The 16,140-nt window shown below is 68.6% G+C and carries 12 protein-coding genes; 10 read left to right on the top strand and 2 right to left on the bottom strand.

Translation table 11 applies throughout. From position 1 onward, the window contains the following. Positions 1-221 precede the first annotated feature (221 nt). From ileS to V7E05_RS11105, 3 genes are all read left to right on the top strand, one after another. The gene (ileS, locus tag V7E05_RS11115) at positions 222-3,410 is read left to right on the top strand and encodes an isoleucine--tRNA ligase (protein WP_333619720.1); all 3,189 of its coding nucleotides are present in this window, start codon (positions 222-224) and stop codon (positions 3,408-3,410) included. Positions 3,411-3,426: 16 nt separating this feature from the next. Beyond that, positions 3,427-4,920, top strand: a complete 1,494-nt coding sequence (locus V7E05_RS11110; protein ID WP_333619719.1) for a DNA polymerase IV — start codon at positions 3,427-3,429, stop codon at positions 4,918-4,920. Positions 4,921-5,113: 193 nt separating this feature from the next. Beyond that, a complete protein-coding gene (locus V7E05_RS11105; protein ID WP_333619718.1) occupies positions 5,114-5,308 on the top strand; it encodes a ferredoxin in 195 nt (64 codons plus the stop codon). Between the two features lie 71 nt (positions 5,309-5,379). Here the strand turns inward: V7E05_RS11105 and V7E05_RS11100 are convergent, their stop codons facing one another. After that, positions 5,380-6,411, bottom strand: coding sequence for an asparaginase (locus tag V7E05_RS11100; protein WP_333619717.1), 1,032 nt, complete (start codon positions 6,409-6,411; stop codon positions 5,380-5,382). A gap of 202 nt (positions 6,412-6,613) precedes the next feature. Between V7E05_RS11100 and V7E05_RS11095 the strand changes: the two genes are divergently transcribed. Next, positions 6,614-7,234, top strand: coding sequence for a hypothetical protein (locus tag V7E05_RS11095; RefSeq protein ID WP_333619716.1), 621 nt, complete (start codon positions 6,614-6,616; stop codon positions 7,232-7,234). A gap of 79 nt (positions 7,235-7,313) precedes the next feature. On the opposite strand, the gene V7E05_RS11090 is transcribed toward V7E05_RS11095, so the two are convergent. After that, entirely contained in the window at positions 7,314-8,447 is a 1,134-nt protein-coding gene (locus tag V7E05_RS11090) for a DUF6263 family protein (RefSeq protein ID WP_333619715.1), read from the bottom strand. A gap of 147 nt (positions 8,448-8,594) precedes the next feature. Here V7E05_RS11090 and lspA point away from each other — a divergent pair, with 147 nt between their 5' ends. From lspA to V7E05_RS11060, 6 genes are all read left to right on the top strand, one after another. Continuing rightward, positions 8,595-9,137 carry a signal peptidase II gene (gene lspA / locus V7E05_RS11085; protein ID WP_442891661.1) on the top strand — a complete coding sequence of 181 codons (543 nt, stop codon included), beginning with the start codon at positions 8,595-8,597 and terminating at the stop codon, positions 9,135-9,137. Then, on the top strand, positions 9,134-10,060 hold the full coding sequence (locus tag V7E05_RS11080) for an RluA family pseudouridine synthase (protein ID WP_333619713.1): 927 nt from the start codon (positions 9,134-9,136) through the stop codon (positions 10,058-10,060). The genes lspA and V7E05_RS11080 overlap by 4 nt, the downstream gene beginning before the upstream one ends. Position 10,061: 1 nt before the next feature. Beyond that, a complete protein-coding gene (locus tag V7E05_RS11075; protein ID WP_333619712.1) occupies positions 10,062-10,871 on the top strand; it encodes a hypothetical protein in 810 nt (269 codons plus the stop codon). A gap of 11 nt (positions 10,872-10,882) precedes the next feature. Then, positions 10,883-11,890: an EamA family transporter RarD gene (gene rarD / locus V7E05_RS11070; protein ID WP_333619711.1), complete on the top strand. Its 1,008-nt coding sequence runs from the start codon at positions 10,883-10,885 to the stop codon at positions 11,888-11,890. A gap of 145 nt (positions 11,891-12,035) precedes the next feature. Further along, complete coding sequence (dnaE, locus tag V7E05_RS11065) at positions 12,036-15,536, top strand: DNA polymerase III subunit alpha (protein WP_442891660.1); 3,501 nt, start codon at positions 12,036-12,038, stop codon at positions 15,534-15,536. Between the two features lie 193 nt (positions 15,537-15,729). Further along, positions 15,730-16,140: pyridoxal-phosphate dependent enzyme (locus V7E05_RS11060; RefSeq protein ID WP_442891659.1), on the top strand; the 411-nt coding region annotated here is incomplete at its 3' end.

Here is a 16,140-nt window from a genome sequence, read left to right as displayed (position 1 = left end):
CCGGGGAGCATTCCGGAAGAACCGCGCGGGGATGCCCGCGCTCAGTAGAACCGGACGATTCGGGCACGTCACAGCCCGTCGAGAGTGGGAATCGGTGCCGCCGCTTGGCGTGGCCGGCTCCAAGCGGGGTGGTACCGCGGCGCCTATGGGCGTTCGTCCCCGCGGGACATATCACCGAGCCCTTTCGGGGCGTTTGTTTGTTCAAAGGAGTACCGCGCGCAATGTCGACCACTGATTCCGCTGCCGGCACCGGGCGTGTCTACCCGCTCACCGATCTCACCGGGGGCACCGGTTCCCAGGCGCCCAATTTCCCCGACGTCGAGGAAACAGTGCTCGCGCGCTGGGCGGACCGGGACACCTTCCGCGCCTCGCTTGAGCGTCGCGCAGACGCCGAGGAATACGTCTTCTACGACGGCCCTCCGTTCGCCAACGGCCTGCCCCACTACGGCCATCTCCTCACCGGTTACGTCAAGGACGTCGTGCCGCGCTATCGCACGATGGCCGGCTACCGCGTCGATCGTCGCTTCGGTTGGGATACTCACGGCCTGCCCGCCGAGCTCGAGGCGGAGCGCCAGCTCGGGATCACCGACAAATCGCAGATCTCCGAGATGGGGATCTCGGCGTTCAACGACTACTGCCGCGAGTCCGTGCTGCGCTACACCGCCGAGTGGCGCGACTACGTGACCCGCCAGGCGCGCTGGGTCGATTTCGACAACGACTACAAGACCCTCGACATCAGCTACATGGAGTCGGTGATGTGGGCGTTCGCCGAACTCTACAAGAAGGGCCTCATCTACCAGGGTTTCCGGGTGCTGCCGTATTCCTGGTACGAGCAGACTCCGCTGTCGAACCAGGAGACGCGGCTCGACGATGCCTACAAAATGCGACAGGACCCCGCGGTCACCGTCGCGCTTCCGCTCACCGGCGTCACTCCCGGATCGTCGCTGGACGGCGCCGAGGCGCTCGTGTGGACGACGACCCCGTGGACGCTGCCGTCGAACCTCGCCGCGGCAGTGCACCCCGACGTGGATTATGTGGTCGTGCGGCCGCGGGAGGGCGATTTCGAAGGCCGCAGCTTCGTGCTCGCCGAGGCCAGGCTCGGGGTCTACGAGAAGGAATTCGGCGCCGACGCCGAGGTGCTCGCTACGCTCAAGGGCGCAGAGCTCGAGGGCACGGGCTATGAGCCGCCCTTCGACTTCTACGCCGGACACGCGAACGCCTTCCGCATCCTCACCGCGGAGTACGTGACCACCGATTCGGGCACGGGCATCGTCCACCAGGCGCCCGCGTTCGGTGAAGAGGACATGGAGGTCTGCGCGGCCGCCGGGATCGAGCTCGTCATCCCCGTCGGACCCGATGGGAAGTTCACGGCCGAGGTCGGGCCCTATGCCGGCCAGCTCATCTTCGACGCGAACCCGCAGATCTCCCGCGACCTCCGGACGGCGGGCAAGCTCATCCGCCACGAGACCATCGAGCACTCCTACCCGCACTCGTGGCGCTCGGGCCAGCCGCTCATCTACATGGCAGTGCCCTCGTGGTTCGTCGCGGTGACGAAGATCCGCGACCGCATGGTCGAGCTCAACCAGGAGATCACGTGGGAGCCGACACACCTGCGTGACGGTCAGTTCGGCAACTGGCTCAAGGGCGCCATCGACTGGAACATCTCGCGTAACCGCTTCTGGGGCGCGCCGATCCCCGTGTGGCAGTCCGACGATCCCGAGTACCCGCGCACCGACGTGTACGGCTCGCTCGATGAACTCGAGCGCGATTTCGGCGTGCGCCCGGACAACCTCCACCGACCTCACATCGACGAGCTCACGCGCCCCAACCCCGACGACCCGACGGGGAAGTCGACCATGCGCCGCGTCCCCGAGGTCCTCGACTGCTGGTTCGAGTCCGGCTCGATGCCGTTCGCGCAGGTCCACTACCCGTTCGAGAACCAGGATTGGTTCGCGACCCACAGTCCCGGCGATTTCATCGTCGAATACATCGGGCAGACCCGCGGCTGGTTCTACAACCTCCACGTGCTGTCGACGGGCCTCTTCGACCGCCCGGCGTTCCGTACGGTCGCGGCCCACGGCATCGTCCTCGGCGAGGACGGGCTCAAGATGTCCAAGTCGAAGCGGAACTACCCGGACGTCAACGAGGTCTTCGACCGCGACGGCTCGGATGCCATGCGCTGGTTCCTGCTCTCCTCGCCGATCCTGCGCGGCGGCAACCTGTCGGTCACCGAGCAGGGGATCCGTGAGGGCGTGCGCCAGGCGATCCTGCCGCTGTGGAACTCCTACGGCTTCTTCCAGCTCTACGCCTCGCGCCGGGCCACGTGGCGGACGGACTCGGAGAACCTCCTCGACAGGTACATCCTGTCGACCATGCACAAGGCGATCGAGGACATCGATGTCGCGTACGCGCGGACGGATCTCTCGGCCGCCTGCGCCGTGATCCGCGACGTCGCCGAGACCCTCACCAACTGGTACGTGCGCCGCTCGCGGGCACGGTTCTGGGCGGGCGAGGACTCCGGCCAGGACTCCGTCGACGCGTTCGACACGCTCTACACCGTGCTCGAGACGCTCATGCGGATCTCTGCACCGCTGCTCCCGATGCTTTCCGAAACGATCTGGCTCGGGCTCACCGGCGGCGAGTCGGTGCACCTCGAGGACTTCCCGAAGGCCGAAAACTTCCCCGCGGATCCCGAGCTCGTCGACTCGATGAACACGGCGCGTCGCGTCGTGTCCGCGGCCTCGGCGATCCGCAAGGCGCAGCACCTTCGCGTCCGACTGCCGCTCAAGTCGCTCACCGTGGCGATGCCGGACTCGGCGGCGCTCGAGCCGTATACGTCGATCATCGCCGACGAGGTCAACGTCCGGGATGTCGTCCTCACCGAGGACGTCGCCAGCTACGGCCGCTTCGAGTACTCGTGCAATGCCCGCGTAGCCGGCCCGCGCCTCGGCAAGCAGGTGCAGCAGGCGATCAAGGCGCTCAAGGCGGGGGACTGGAAGGCCGACGGCGAGAACCTCGTCGCCGGGGACATCGAGCTGCTCCCCGGGGAGTTCTCCGAGCGCATGCAGGTCTCGGACCCCGATTCCACGCAGCCGCTCCCTGAGGACGGCGGCATGGTCTCCCTCGACCTCTCGGTCGACGAGGACCAGGAGGCCGAGGGCTGGGCCCGCGACCGGATCCGCGAGATCCAGGAGGCCCGCCGCGAGGCCAGCCTCGAGATCACCGACCGGATCGCAGTGCGCCTGGCCGTGCCCACCGATTGCCTCGAGTGGGCCGAGCGCTTCTCCTCGCTCATCGCGGGCGAGGTGCTCGCCACGAGCATCGAGATCGGCGCGGAGCTCCCGGACGATGCGCAGGCAGCTACCGAACTCGGCGAGGGCGTGCGACTGAGCCTCGCGAAGGCGGAGTAGCCGAGAGGCGCGCTCCATGGACCGGACGTCGCCCTCGGTCGCAGGCGAGCTGCGGCAGCCGCGCTGGGTGCTGCACGTCGACATGGACGCCTTCTTCGCCTCGTGCGAGCAACTCGCCCGGCCGACACTCCGCGGGCGCCCCGTGCTTGTCGGCGGGCTCGGCGGGCGCGGGGTCGTCGCGGGCGCGAGCTACGAGGCCCGTGCGCTTGGCGCCCATTCGGCCCAGCCGATCGGGCAGGCCCGCAGGGCGGTGGGACAGTCGGCGGTCGTCCTGCCGCCACGCAGGGCCGTGTACTCGGAGGCGAGCCGCCGCGTCTTCGCCGTCATCCGGCGGTTCTTCCCCGTGCTCGAGCAGCTCTCCATCGACGAGGGGTACGGGGAGCCGCCGGCGCTCGCGGGGGCGTCCGTAGCCGAAGTGCGGGAGTTCTGCGAAGAGCTGCGTGCCGCAGTGAGGGAGGAGACAGGGCTCCCCGCATCGGTCGGCGCCGGGGCCGGCAAGCAATACGCGAAGATCGCCTCCGACCTGGCCAAGCCCGACGGCATCTACATCGTGCCCGCCGCGCTGCACGAAGAGATCATCTACCCGTTGCCGGTGCGCAAGCTGTGGGGAATCGGCCCCGTCGCGGCGCAGAAGCTCTCGCTCTACGGCGTCGAGACCATCGGCGACCTCGCGGCCCTGCGCCCGGCGGACGCCGTCGGCGCCCTCGGCACTGCGCTGGGCACGTCGATGCTCGCGATGGCGCAGGGGATCGACGACCGCGGCGTCCACGAGCCCGATGTCGCGAAACAGATCTCCAGCGAGTTCACCGTCGCCGAGGACCTGCGCTCGCCCGAGGAGATCAGCGCGGCGCTGGCAAAGGCGGCCCGGTCATCCCACCGCCGGCTCCTCGCGGACGGGCGGCTCGCCAGGACGGTCACGGTCAAGCTCAAGCTCGCCGATTTCCAGATCATCTCCCGTTCCTCGACCCTGCGCGCGGCGACCACCGACCTCGACGTGATCCTCGAGGTCGCGCGCGCACTCGCCCCGAACCCGCGAGAGGTCGGTGCCGTGCGTCTCGTCGGCGTCTCGTTGTCGAGCCTCACCGCCGTCGATCAACCGAGCCTGTTCGACGACGATCCCGCGGCCGACAGGGAACGGCATTCTGCAGGACCGGTGGGGGACCATGCCGATTCGTGGCTGGAACCGGGTGCGGAGTCTGGCGCGGAGTCGGACCAGAGCTTGGTGCAGGGCTCAGAGCGGAGCTCGGACTACAACTCGGACAAGATCTCGGAGCAGAGCTCGGACCCGGCGTGGGGGCCCGGCGACGACGTGCGCCACAACGAATTCGGCTTCGGGTGGGTGCAGGGCGCCGGGCACGGCTGGGTGTCCGTCCGCTTCGAGACGCGCGCTACCGGGGCGGGGAAGGCGCGGAGCCTGCGTGCTTCGGATCCCGAGCTCCAGCGCGCCGATCCCGTGGACTCGCTCGCCTGGGAACCGATGGCCGGTGGCGTCGAGGATCCACTGGGCTAGCGACGAGGAGGAACCGCGCGGATTTCTTTCCCATTCCGACGATTGTGGACAAATAGGGCTAGTCTGTATGGACAAAGTGGCATAAATTGTCCAGGGGCGACGGTGTGGTCGCGTTCACGGGAATCTCCGGGGAGCGTCGAGGCCGCGAATTCGCCTGAATCCACAACGGAAAATGACCGGAGAGGACGGGATCATGAGGATCGCAATCGACGAGGACCGGTGCGAGGGCCAGGCGGTGTGCGTCGGGCTGGCACCGAAGGTGTTCGCGCTCGGGGATGACGACGAGGCGGTCCGCGCCCTCGTGGGCGAGGTCCCCGCCGAGCTCGAGGCGAGGACGCGCAAGGCCGTCGCAAAGTGTCCGATGGCCGCTCTCGAGATCATCGAATAGCCCCGCGGAAAAGCGTGCCGGTGGGGTGGGGCGCCGCCCCACCGACAACTCGGGTCGAGTCGGGGCCGGGCTCAGGCCGGCAGCCCGGCGAATCCCGCGAAGCGCCGCGCCCGTTCGGCATGGGATTCACCCGGCGCATCGGCGAGGAGCGCCGCGAGCGTGACCCGCGCCTGTCCTCCGCGGAGCCAGCCCGTGGGAAGGGCGCCTGTGGTGGCGAGCTCTGCTCCGCCGCCGGGGCCTCCGTACGTGGGCACAACGGCGCCGCGAGGCACGGTCGAGGTGAGCGCGAACGGGATTTCGGAGTGTGCGGCGGCGACCTCCGCGACGCTCGCGGGGAGGTTTCCCAGGCCCATGGCCACGAGTACGTAGCCCGCGATCCCGGAATCGATGAGCGCCTCGAGCGCAGTCGCCGATGCCCCGCTGCCCGCCCACACGCACTCCACACGCGGCCACTCGATTCCCTCGGCGGGCAGGTCGAGCGTGGGGCGCTCGGCTGAAGAGCTGCTGCCGGGGTTCGATCCCGAAGCCGCAGGGGTCTCGTCCTGCGCGTTCCGTGCGAAGGCGAGCTCGTCCGTGGTGTGCCACTTCGCCACCCCGCGAGCCTGCATGATCGCGCGCCCGAAGACGACGAGCGTGCCGAGGCCATGCGCCGACTCCGACAACACAACCTGATAGGCGTCGAAGAGGTTGGCGGGACCGTCCGGGGCGGGGTGATCGGCGGCGTGCTGGGCGCCGGTGAAGACCACCGGGCGGGGGTCGCGGTGGTAGAGGTCGGCGGCCATGGCGCTGTCGGCCATGGAGTCGGTGCCGTGGGTGACGACGACGCCCGCGATCTCGGGGTCCGAAAGGGCTTCGTCGATCGCGCGACAGAGGAGAAGTCGCTGCTCGTCGGTCATCTGGGAGGAGTCCACGGAGAAGACCTCTCGCGCCTCGACCGAGAGTCCGGCGGGGAGCTGTGCCGCGAGTTCGACGGGCAGCTCCGGCGCGCCGCGGCCGACATCATTCCTCACGACGCCCTCGGAATCGGTGGACGAGGAAATGGTTCCGCCCGTGGTGAGGAGGGCGATGCGGGGATTCTCGGGAGACGGCGAAGAAGTGCTCATGCTGTTACTGTAGTGAACCAGAGTTGCGAAAGTGATTCTGCCCTTGTGGCGTGTCTCAGCTAGCCGTGGAACACTGCTGGGGCGGAAATCTGCGACACCAGCGGTCGATCGCCCGGTAGCTCGCCGGAAGAACCCGGTAGCCGCGCGTAGTTTTCGTGCCCCGGCGCGATTGTCTCCGCTCAACGAAAGGACGAACGAGTACATGAGGTTTATGCGAACCGGAATCGCCGTCGCCGGCGTTGCTCTCGCCCTCGGCGGTCTCACCGCCTGCGGCGGGGACGAAGGGAACGACGGGCGCGAGTCCGCCTCGTCTACCACGGCCACGTCGAGCGCGCAGGCCGCAGCACTGCCGACCGCGCAGGAGCTCAACGACATCCTCAACCGCGCCTCTGACCCGAACATCCCGACCGAGCAGAAAGTCAACCTCGTCCAGGACGGCGAGTCGGCGCCGGAGCTCTTCGACGAGATCGCGAAGCTCAAGACCGACAACAACGCGAACATCGTTATCAACAACGCCGTGCAGGGCGATTTCCCCGGCACGGTGATGGGCAACGCGGTGATCCAGCAGCCCGGCCAGGAGGACATCCAGGTCAACGCCCAGTTCGTCCAGGTCGATGGGCAGTGGAAGCTCGACAAGAACTTCGCCTGCGCGCTGATCACCAACGCAGGCCTCCAGGCCCCCGCGACCTGTGCGGGTGCTGCCCCCGCCGAGGGTGCCGCTCCGGCAGAGGGCGCTGCTCCTGCCGAAGGTGCTGCCCCGGCTGAGGGCGCCGCTCCGGCCGAGGGCGCTGCCCCCGCCGAGGATGCCGCTCCGGCTCAGTAGAACCGGATCCACGGCCGACAACCGAATATCCGGCACGTCCGGGCCCGTAGGCGATTCAGCCCGCGGGCCCAGCACGATCTCAGGGCGCGCCGAACTCGAGGGTCCTCGTGGCCTTCGTCGTCGTCACCGCGCGGTTATCTCCGAGATACCGCGCGGTGGTGTCGTTTTCGAGCTTCCCCGATGTCGGGAGCGAAGAGTCGAGAGAGAGCGTCAATTCGCCCTTGACGGTCGAGGAATAGTCGTCGACGTGCATCGACACCGAACCGTCGCCTTGGTTCGTTCCCTGGTCTGTCCCTTGGGCTCCGCCCTGCCCGTCGCCGGCCGGCAGCTCGAGCGTGTCGGTGGTGGCCGGGGCGTCGCCATCGACCGAGATTGTGAGCGCGTCGCCGTCGATCGCAGTGAGCGTGTAGGTCACCGTCATTTCCGGCGCCACCGCGTCGTTCACAGGACGGGTGACCTTCCACTTCGCGCCCACGCCAATGGGGTCGGAAGGAAGGATGACGGCGGACTCCGCGAGCGCGCCGGCCATCTGCTCCACCGACTGCCGAGCGACGCCCCGCGCCTCGGTGGGCGCCTGGAGGGTCGAGGCGGAAATCGAACCGTCGGCACTGCGGAGGAAGGTCACGTCGAAGCCCTTCGCGCTACCGAGGAGCTCATCGAGACCGGTCTCCTTCGCATCCGGGGCGAGCGAGGAGAAAGTGAACTCCGCACGCTGCGCCCCGTCGACATCGGGCTGCACGGACTGGGTCACCTCGGCCGTGCGTGCCGGCAGCGCCCCGTCCTGCTCCTGCGTCTTCCCGTCGGCCTCAACCGAGGAAGACTCGTCGAAGCCGATCGTCGCCTTCGGGAGCTCGCGGGAGGAGGCGACAAAGCGTCGGACCTCGAGGTCTCCGCTGCCGGGCGAGAGGAGCTCGACCTTGCTTGCGCCCTGGACGTCGGTGTTCACGGGATCGTCGAGCGCGACATCGGCCGAAGGCGAGGACTCCATGCCCTGGGCGCCGCCGGCCGGGGCGCCCGATCCGGAGGATCCGCACCCCGAGAGCACGAGGGCGCCGAGACCGAGCGCCGTCATCGCCGCGAGGAGCGGCCTGAGCCTGGACGAGGGCACCGGCCCGGGGCGGGAAGCGAAGCCGGATCCGGTATCCGGTCGGTTCTCGCGGCCGGGCTGCGGCCTTCCCTGCGTTCTGGACTGTCCGCGCGCGCTCGTGTTCACGGACGCCAGCCTATCGGCAGTCCTGGGCCGCGAATCCCGCCGGGCGTGGGGGCGCAGACGCGCGGGGGCCGGGGGATGGGCGATAGTAGAGGCATGGCAGAAGTGGGTGGAACCCGTCCGGAGGGCGGCAGGCGCGCGGGCGCGGCGATGGTCGCGATCGGCGCGGTCGTGGTGCTCGTCGACCAGCTCGTCAAGAACTGGGCGCTCGGCTCGCTGGACGACGGCCCGATCAACGTGATCGGCGATTTCTTCCGCCTCCTCCTCGTGTTCAATTCCGGCGCGGCGTTCTCGATGGGGGAGAACGCGACACCGGTGTTTTCGATCCTCGCCACCGTCGTCGTGCTCGGACTTCTGTGGTTCGCCACGCGAGTGCGCAATGAGTGGTGGGCGATCGGGCTCGGGCTCATCCTCGGCGGCGCCGCGGGCAATCTCGGCGACCGCATCTTCCGCGCGCCGAGCTTCCTCCACGGCCACGTCGTCGACTACCTCTCGTTCGGCGCGTTCCCCGTGTTCAACATCGCGGACGCCTCGCTCACGGTGGGGGTCGTCGTCATCGCCCTGGCGGTGTTGTTCGGGCGCGATCCGTATCCGCTCGCGGACGCGACGGGCGAACTCGGCGACTCGGCAGACGAGGCAGACGAGGCAGACGCGGCAGGCGACGTCACTACGGCGGACGAGGAGCGGCGATGAGCGAGTCCCGGCGCTTCCCGGTCCCCGACGGCCTCGACGGTGCACGCGTCGACGCGGGCGTCTCGCGCCTGCTCGGCCTGTCTCGCACCGCCGTCGCCGATCTCGCGGCCGAAGGCAAGGTGCAGCTCGACGGGGTATCGGTTCGAAAATCGGACCGTCTGACGGCGAACTCCTGGATCGACGTCGAGGTCCCGGGCCCGAAGGAGCCGCCGAGCATCGTCGCCGAGCCCGTGCCCGGCATGGACGTCGTTTATTCTGACGATCACATCATCGTCGTGAACAAACCGGTGGGAGTCGCGGCGCATCCCTCGCTCGGCTGGACCGGACCCACGGTCATCGGTGGTCTCGCAGCGGCGGGGTACCGGATAACCACCTCTGGACCGCCGGAGCGCAAGGGCATCGTCCACCGACTCGACGTAGGCACCTCGGGGCTCATGGCGGTCGCGGCGTCCGAGCGCGCGTACACGCTGCTCAAGCGCGCGTTCCGGGATCGCACGGTGGACAAGACGTACCACGCGCTCGTCCAGGGACACCTCGACCCGCTCTCCGGAACGATCGACGCGCCGATCGGCCGGCACCGTTCCTCGGACTGGCGCTTCGCAGTGACCTCCGACGGGAAGCCCTCGATCACCCATTACGACACGCTCGAGGCACACCGCGAGGCCTCGCTCCTCGAGGTGCACCTCGAGACCGGTCGGACGCACCAGATCCGCGTGCACTTCTCCGCGCTGCACCATCCGTGCTGCGGGGATATGACCTACGGCGCCGACCCCACCCTCGCCCGCCGCCTCGGCCTCGAGCGCCAGTGGCTGCACGCCGTGGGCCTCGGCTTCGAGCACCCCGGGACGGGCAGCTACGTGCACTTCGACTCCGAGTACCCCGCGGACCTGCAGGCCGCGATCGACGCGATCCGGAACGCTTGAGGTGCAGCGCCTCGGCGCCGGCCTCGCCCGCGGGACCGGGTGGTTCGCGCTCCTCGTCGTCGGGGTCCTCGCGGTCGTCGCGATTCTCGGCTTCGTGCTCAGGCCTGCGGGCACGACCCCGCCGGTGATGAGCGACTCGCTCGGCCCGGAGAGCGGCGAGGCCGTCGCCTCCTACACCGAGCGCGCGGCGGAAACCCTGGTGGGCGAACCCGGCGATCCCGGATCGGCCGGGGCGGAGCGCTGGGCGCTCGTCTCTCTCGACGAGGTGCTCACGGCATCGGAGGCCAGCGCCATCGCGGACTTCGCGGGGATCCGGCGCATCTCGCAGGTCGAGATCTACGCCCCTGTCGCCGATGTCGCCATGCCCGTCCTGCCCGCAGCCGTCGCCGCTCCCGGACCGGATGACGCCGGGCAGTCCGGACCGCTCGGGCGGGCGGTGCTCTCCGGCGTCACGAACTCGCAATACATGCTCGACCATCCGGAGGCCGGCGTGGCGGCTGCAGGGACGGCCGACGGCGGGGGAACGCCCTCGGCCGGAGATGCGCGAATGCAAGCGCAGGTCGACTACACGGCGGGCGAGGCGCTCGCGGGGCGCCGGGTGGTCGCGGGGTTCATCGCTCGCGCCGGGGACGAGGCCCTCGCCACGCTGGCCAGGCAACCGGGCGTGCGCGCGGTCGAGGCGCTTCCCGCGGACGCCGTGTGGGGCCGCTTCGCCGTGCGCCCGCTGCTGCCCGAACAGCGTGTGGCCGCGACCCCGCTGCCCGATACCGGGGAGGTGCCCGCCCCCGCGCCCCGAGTGCCCGCCCGGTAGTGTGCCCTGCTGTGAGTGATTCGCAGGGGGCGCAGGTCGGGCACGTTTCTCAGGCCGATTCCCAGGGAGCCTCCCGGGGAATCCCCGGGGCGAATCCACGGGCTGCCACGCTCGGCGCCGTGGCAGCCATCGGCTGCTACCTGTGCTGGGGCCTCTTCCCGGCATTCTTCCCGCTGCTCGAGCCCGCGGGCGCCGCGGAGATCGTCGCGCACCGGATCGTGTGGTCGGCCGTGCTCATGGCCGTCGTGCTCCTTGCGCTGCGCCAGTTCGGCAGGGTCCGGGCACTGCCGGCGTCCTCGTGGCTCAAGCTCACGATCGCCTCGACGCTCGTCTCGGCCAACTGGTCACTTTACGTTTACACGGTCAACAGCGGCAGGGTCACCGAAGCTGCGCTCGGGTACTTCATCAACCCGCTGGTCAGCGTGATCTTCGGAGTCTTGTTCTTCCGGGAGCGCCTCCTGCGCGCGCAGCTCGTCGCCGTAGGCATCGCGGTGGCGGCGGTCGTCGTGCTCACCTTCGGCTACGGGCATTTCCCGTTCCTGTCCATCGGCCTCGCGCTGAGCTTCGGCGGATACGGCGTGGCGAAGAAGACGGTCAAGGAGCCGCCGACCGTCTCCCTCGGCGCCGAGGTGTTCATCTCCGCGCCGTTCGCCCTGGCCTTCCTCGTGTGGCTCCACGCGATGGGATCCGCGAGCCTCGGGCACGGGACGTTCGGCCACGCCGGCGCGGGCAACGCGGTCCTGTTGATCCTGTCGGGCGTCGTCACGGTCCTCCCGCTCCTCCTCTTCGCGACGGCCGCCCAGCGGATCCCGCTCGCGCTCCTCGGGATGCTCCAATACATCACCCCGGCGCTGCAGATGTTGTGGGCGCTGCTCGTGGTCGGGGAGCGGCTCGACGGCACACAGTGGTGCGGGTTCGCGCTGGTCCTCGCCGCCGTCGTGCTGTTCTCCGGGAGCCAGTTCCTGGCCGAGGCGAAGCGCGCGAGAGCGAGTCGCGAAGGCGCCCGACGAGCCGCTTAGCGAATGGCCGACCGGAGACCTAGACTGGCTACACCGTTCGCCCGGGATCGATCCCGCGGCAGCGCGGACAAGCGGACGAATCGATCGAAGGGGCGCCGTGCCGGGTAAGGGTTTCGTACACCTGCACAATCACACCGAGTTCTCGATGCTCGACGGGATGGCGCAAATCGACCCGCTGTTCGCGGAGGCCTCCAGGCTCGGCATGTCCGCCGTGGGGATGACCGACCACGGGAACATGTACGGCGCCTCGGACTTCTACAAGACCGCGAAGAAGAACGGGATCAAGCCGATCATCGGCATCGAGGCCTACGTCGCGCCGGAGTCCAGGACGAACACCACGCGCGTCCGTTGGGGCGAGGACTGGCAGAAGTCCGACGACGTCTCGGGCTCGGGCGCCTATACGCACATGACGATGGTGGCCGAGAACGCCCAGGGGCTCCGTAACCTCTTCCGGCTCTCTTCCCTCGCGTCCTACGAGGGGCAGCTGGGCAAATGGCCCCGAATGGATGCGGAGATCCTCGCGCAGTACGCCGAGGGGATCATCGCCACCTCCGGCTGCCCGTCGGGGGAGATCCAGACGCGCCTGCGCCTCGGACACAAGAAGGAGGCCTACGAGGCCGCGGAGAAGTGGCAGTCGATCTTCGGCAAGGAGAACTTCTACCTCGAGCTCATGGAACACGGGCTCGACCTCGAGCGCCGCGTCCGCGAGGATCTCATCAATCTCGGCCGCGACCTCGGCATGCCGCCGCTGGTCACCAACGACTGCCACTACGTGACCAAGAGCCAGGCCCACGCGCACGAGGCCATGCTCTGTATCCAGACCGGCAAGACCCTCTCCGACGAGAACCGGTTCAAGCTCGACGGCGAGGGCTACTTCCTCAAATCCGCCGAGGAGATCCGCGCGCTCTGGGACGACGAGGTCCCCGAGGCCTGCGACAACACCCTGGCGATCGCCGAGCGCGTGGGTGACTACAGCGAGATCTGGGAAGAAAAGGACCGGATGCCGAAGTTCCCCGTCCCCTCCGGGGAGACGGAGGCGAGCTGGCTCGCGAGCGAGGTGCGCAAAGGCCTCGAGTGGCGCTTCCCCGAGGGGGTCCCGCAGGAGTACACCGAACGCGCCGAGTACGAGCTCGGGGTCATCGAGCAGAAGGGCTTCCCCGGCTACTTCCTCGTCGTCGGCGACCTGATCGAGCACGCCCGCTCGGTGGGGATCAAGGTCGGCCCCGGCCGTGGTTCGGCGGCCGGCGCGCTCGTCGCGTACGCGCTGAAGATCACGAATATCGACCCGCTCGAGCACGGGCTCCTGTTCGAGCGATTCCTCAACCCCGAGCGCCCGTCGGCACCCGATATCGATATCGACTTCGACGACCGCCGCCGCGGCGAGATGATCCGCTACGCCTCCGATAAATGGGGCGCGGACAAGATCGCCCAGGTCATCACGTTCGGCACCATCAAGACGAAGGCCGCGATCAAGGACGCGGCCCGGGTCAACTTCGGCCAGCCGGGGTATCAGATCGCCGACCGGATCACCAAGGCCCTCCCGCCTCCCATCATGGCCAAAGACATCCCGCTCTCGGGGATCATGGATCCGAAGCACGAGCGGTACGGGGAGGCCGCGGAGGTCCGCGCGCTGATCGAGCAGGACCCCGACGTCAAGCAGATCTTCGAGACCGCGCGCGGCCTCGAGGGGATGGTGCGCCAGGCCGGCGTGCACGCCTGCGCGGTGATCATGTCCTCGGAACCGCTGCTCGACTGCATCCCGATGTGGAAGCGCGCGCAGGACGGAGCGCTCATCACGGGCTGGGACTACCCGTCGTGTGAGGCCATCGGCCTGCTCAAGATGGACTTCCTCGGCCTGCGCAACCTCACGGTGATCGGCGACTGCCTCGAGAACATCAAGTCGAACCGGGGGATCGACGTCGACCTCGACACCCTCGAGCTCGACGACCAGGCGGCGTACGACCTGCTCGCCAAGGGCGATACTCTCGGCGTCTTCCAGCTCGACTCCGGCGGCATGCGCGAGCTGCTCAAGAGGATGAAGCCCACGGGGTTCAACGACATCGTCGCCGCCCTCGCGCTCTACCGCCCGGGCCCCATGGGCATGGGTACGCACTGGAACTACGCCGATCGCAAGAACGGCAAGCAGGAGCTCACCCCGATCCACCCGGAGCTCGAGGAGCCGCTGCGTGAGATCCTCGGCGAGACCCACGGCCTGATCGTCTATCAGGAGCAGATCATGGCCATCTCGCGCGAACTGGCAGGGTACTCCGCCGGTGAGGCCGACGCGTTCCGTAAGGCCATGGGCAAGAAGAAGGCCGAGGTCCTCTCCGAGCAGTTCGAGAAGTTCTCCGGCGGGATGACCGAGCGCGGTTACTCCATGGAGTCGATCAAGGCGCTGTGGAACACCATTGAGCCGTTCGCCTCGTACGCGTTCAACAAGTCTCACGCGGCCGGCTACGGACTGGTCTCGTACTGGACGGCGTACCTCAAGGCGAACTTCCCCGCCGAGTACATGGCGGCCCTGCTCACCTCGGTCGGAGACGACAAGGACAAGGCCGCTCTGTACCTGTCGAACTGCCGGCAGATGGGGATCCGGGTGCTCCCGCCGGACGTCAACGAGTCGGTGACCAACTTCGCCTCGGTCGGCGAGGATATCCGCTTCGGCATGGGCGCGGTGCGCAATGTCGGCTCGCACGTCGTCGAATCGATCGTTTCCTCCCGTAAGGAGCGCGGTGCGTTCCGGGATTTCTCGGACTACCTCGACAAGATCGACGCGACCGCCTGCACCAAGAAGGTCACCGAATCGCTCATCAAGGCCGGTGCCTTCGACTCGATGGATCTGCCCCGCAAGGGCCTGTTCCTCATCCACGCCGACGCCGTCGACTCGGTGATCTCGACGAAGAAGGCCGCGGCCGTGGGGCAGTACGACCTGTTCGCCGACCTCGGCGGCGGGGACGACGGGGAGGGATCCTCGGTGTTCTCCGCGAAGGTCCCCGACATCGAGTGGGACACCAAGTCCAAGCTCTCGCTCGAGCGGGAGATGCTCGGGCTCTACGTGTCGGGGCACCCGCTCGACGGACTCGAGGAAGCACTGGCCGCGAAGACGGACACCGCGATCTCGACGATCCACGAGGGCGAGCTCCCGGACAAGGCCCCCGTGGTCGTCGGCGGGATCATCTCGAGCGTCGACCGGCGGGTCAACAAGCGCGGAGAGCCGTGGGCGATCGTCACGATCGAGGATTTCCACGGCTCGGTCGAGGTGCTCTTCTTCCCGAAGTCGTATCAGCTCGCGGCCATGGACATCGCCGAGGACGCCGTCGTGATCGCCAAGGCGCGCATCGCGATCCGAGACGACAGGATCTCCGTTTTCGGCGACACCCTCGAGGTGCCGGACCTCGCCGTCAACCAGGGCGGGGGAGCGCCGCTGGCGCTCAATATGCCGGCCCGGCAGGTCAACGAGGAAACCGTGATGGCGCTCAAGCACGTGCTCGGGCAGCACCCCGGCAAATCGCTCGTGCACCTGCGGCTCGTCGGTGGGCCGGAATCGACCGTGCTGCGGCTCTCGGAGTCGCTCCGGGTCGATCCGTCAAGTTCGCTCAAGGGCGATCTGCGGGCGCTGCTCGGGGATTCCTGCCTCAGCGCGTAGCCGGGGGAATGGGCGCCCGCGGCTTCGGTTCGATGGGAGTATCTATGGGCGTGCCGGTGCGTGTTTCGGCCGGCGCGGGTCGGGTTGCGATCCCATCAGGTAGACACCGTTTGACCACGGCGTGGGAGCGCGTGGGAGAATAAGGCGCGTGTCTACCAACGATGTCGCCCCCGAATACGCCGGATCGACGCCCGTGAGTGCGGGCGAGATCGAACAGGCCACGGAGCGAATCGACGGGGCCGTGCGGACCACGCCGCTCGATCGCAGCGCACGGCTAAGCACGGCGACGGGGGCCGATGTCTTCCTCAAGCGAGAAGACCTTCAAGAGGTCCGCTCGTACAAGATCCGCGGCGCATACAACCTCCTCGCCGGGCTCGGCGAGAAGGAGCGGGCGGCCGGCGTGGTCACGGCGAGCGCGGGGAACCACGCGCAGGGCGTCGCGTGGTCGTGCAACACGCTCGGTATCCAGGGGCGGATCTACGTCCCCGAGAACACGCCGAAGCAGAAGCGCGATCGGATCCGCGCGTTCGGTGGGGATTTCGTCGAGTTGATCGTCACCGGGGAGAACTTCGACGCGGCCCAGGACGCTGCGCTCGCCGACGCC

Source organism: Dietzia sp. (assembly GCF_036741115.1).
Taxonomy (GTDB): Bacteria; Actinomycetota; Actinomycetes; order Mycobacteriales; family Mycobacteriaceae; genus Dietzia.
The sequence above is the reverse complement of the archived record's forward strand: the minus strand, read 5'-3'. Positions and strand labels throughout refer to the sequence as shown.

Coding starts and splice junctions, on each gene's coding strand:
- V7E05_RS11110 (WP_333619719.1), top strand. CDS start 3,427: ATGGACCGGACGTCGCCCTCGGTCGCAGGCGAGCTGCGGCAGCCGCGC.
- ileS (WP_333619720.1), top strand. CDS start 222: ATGTCGACCACTGATTCCGCTGCCGGCACCGGGCGTGTCTACCCGCTC.
- V7E05_RS11100 (WP_333619717.1), bottom strand. CDS start 6,411: ATGAGCACTTCTTCGCCGTCTCCCGAGAATCCCCGCATCGCCCTCCTC.
- dnaE (WP_442891660.1), top strand. CDS start 12,036: ATGCTCGACGGGATGGCGCAAATCGACCCGCTGTTCGCGGAGGCCTCC.
- V7E05_RS11105 (WP_333619718.1), top strand. CDS start 5,114: ATGAGGATCGCAATCGACGAGGACCGGTGCGAGGGCCAGGCGGTGTGC.
- lspA (WP_442891661.1), top strand. CDS start 8,595: ATGGTCGCGATCGGCGCGGTCGTGGTGCTCGTCGACCAGCTCGTCAAG.
- V7E05_RS11095 (WP_333619716.1), top strand. CDS start 6,614: ATGAGGTTTATGCGAACCGGAATCGCCGTCGCCGGCGTTGCTCTCGCC.
- V7E05_RS11080 (WP_333619713.1), top strand. CDS start 9,134: ATGAGCGAGTCCCGGCGCTTCCCGGTCCCCGACGGCCTCGACGGTGCA.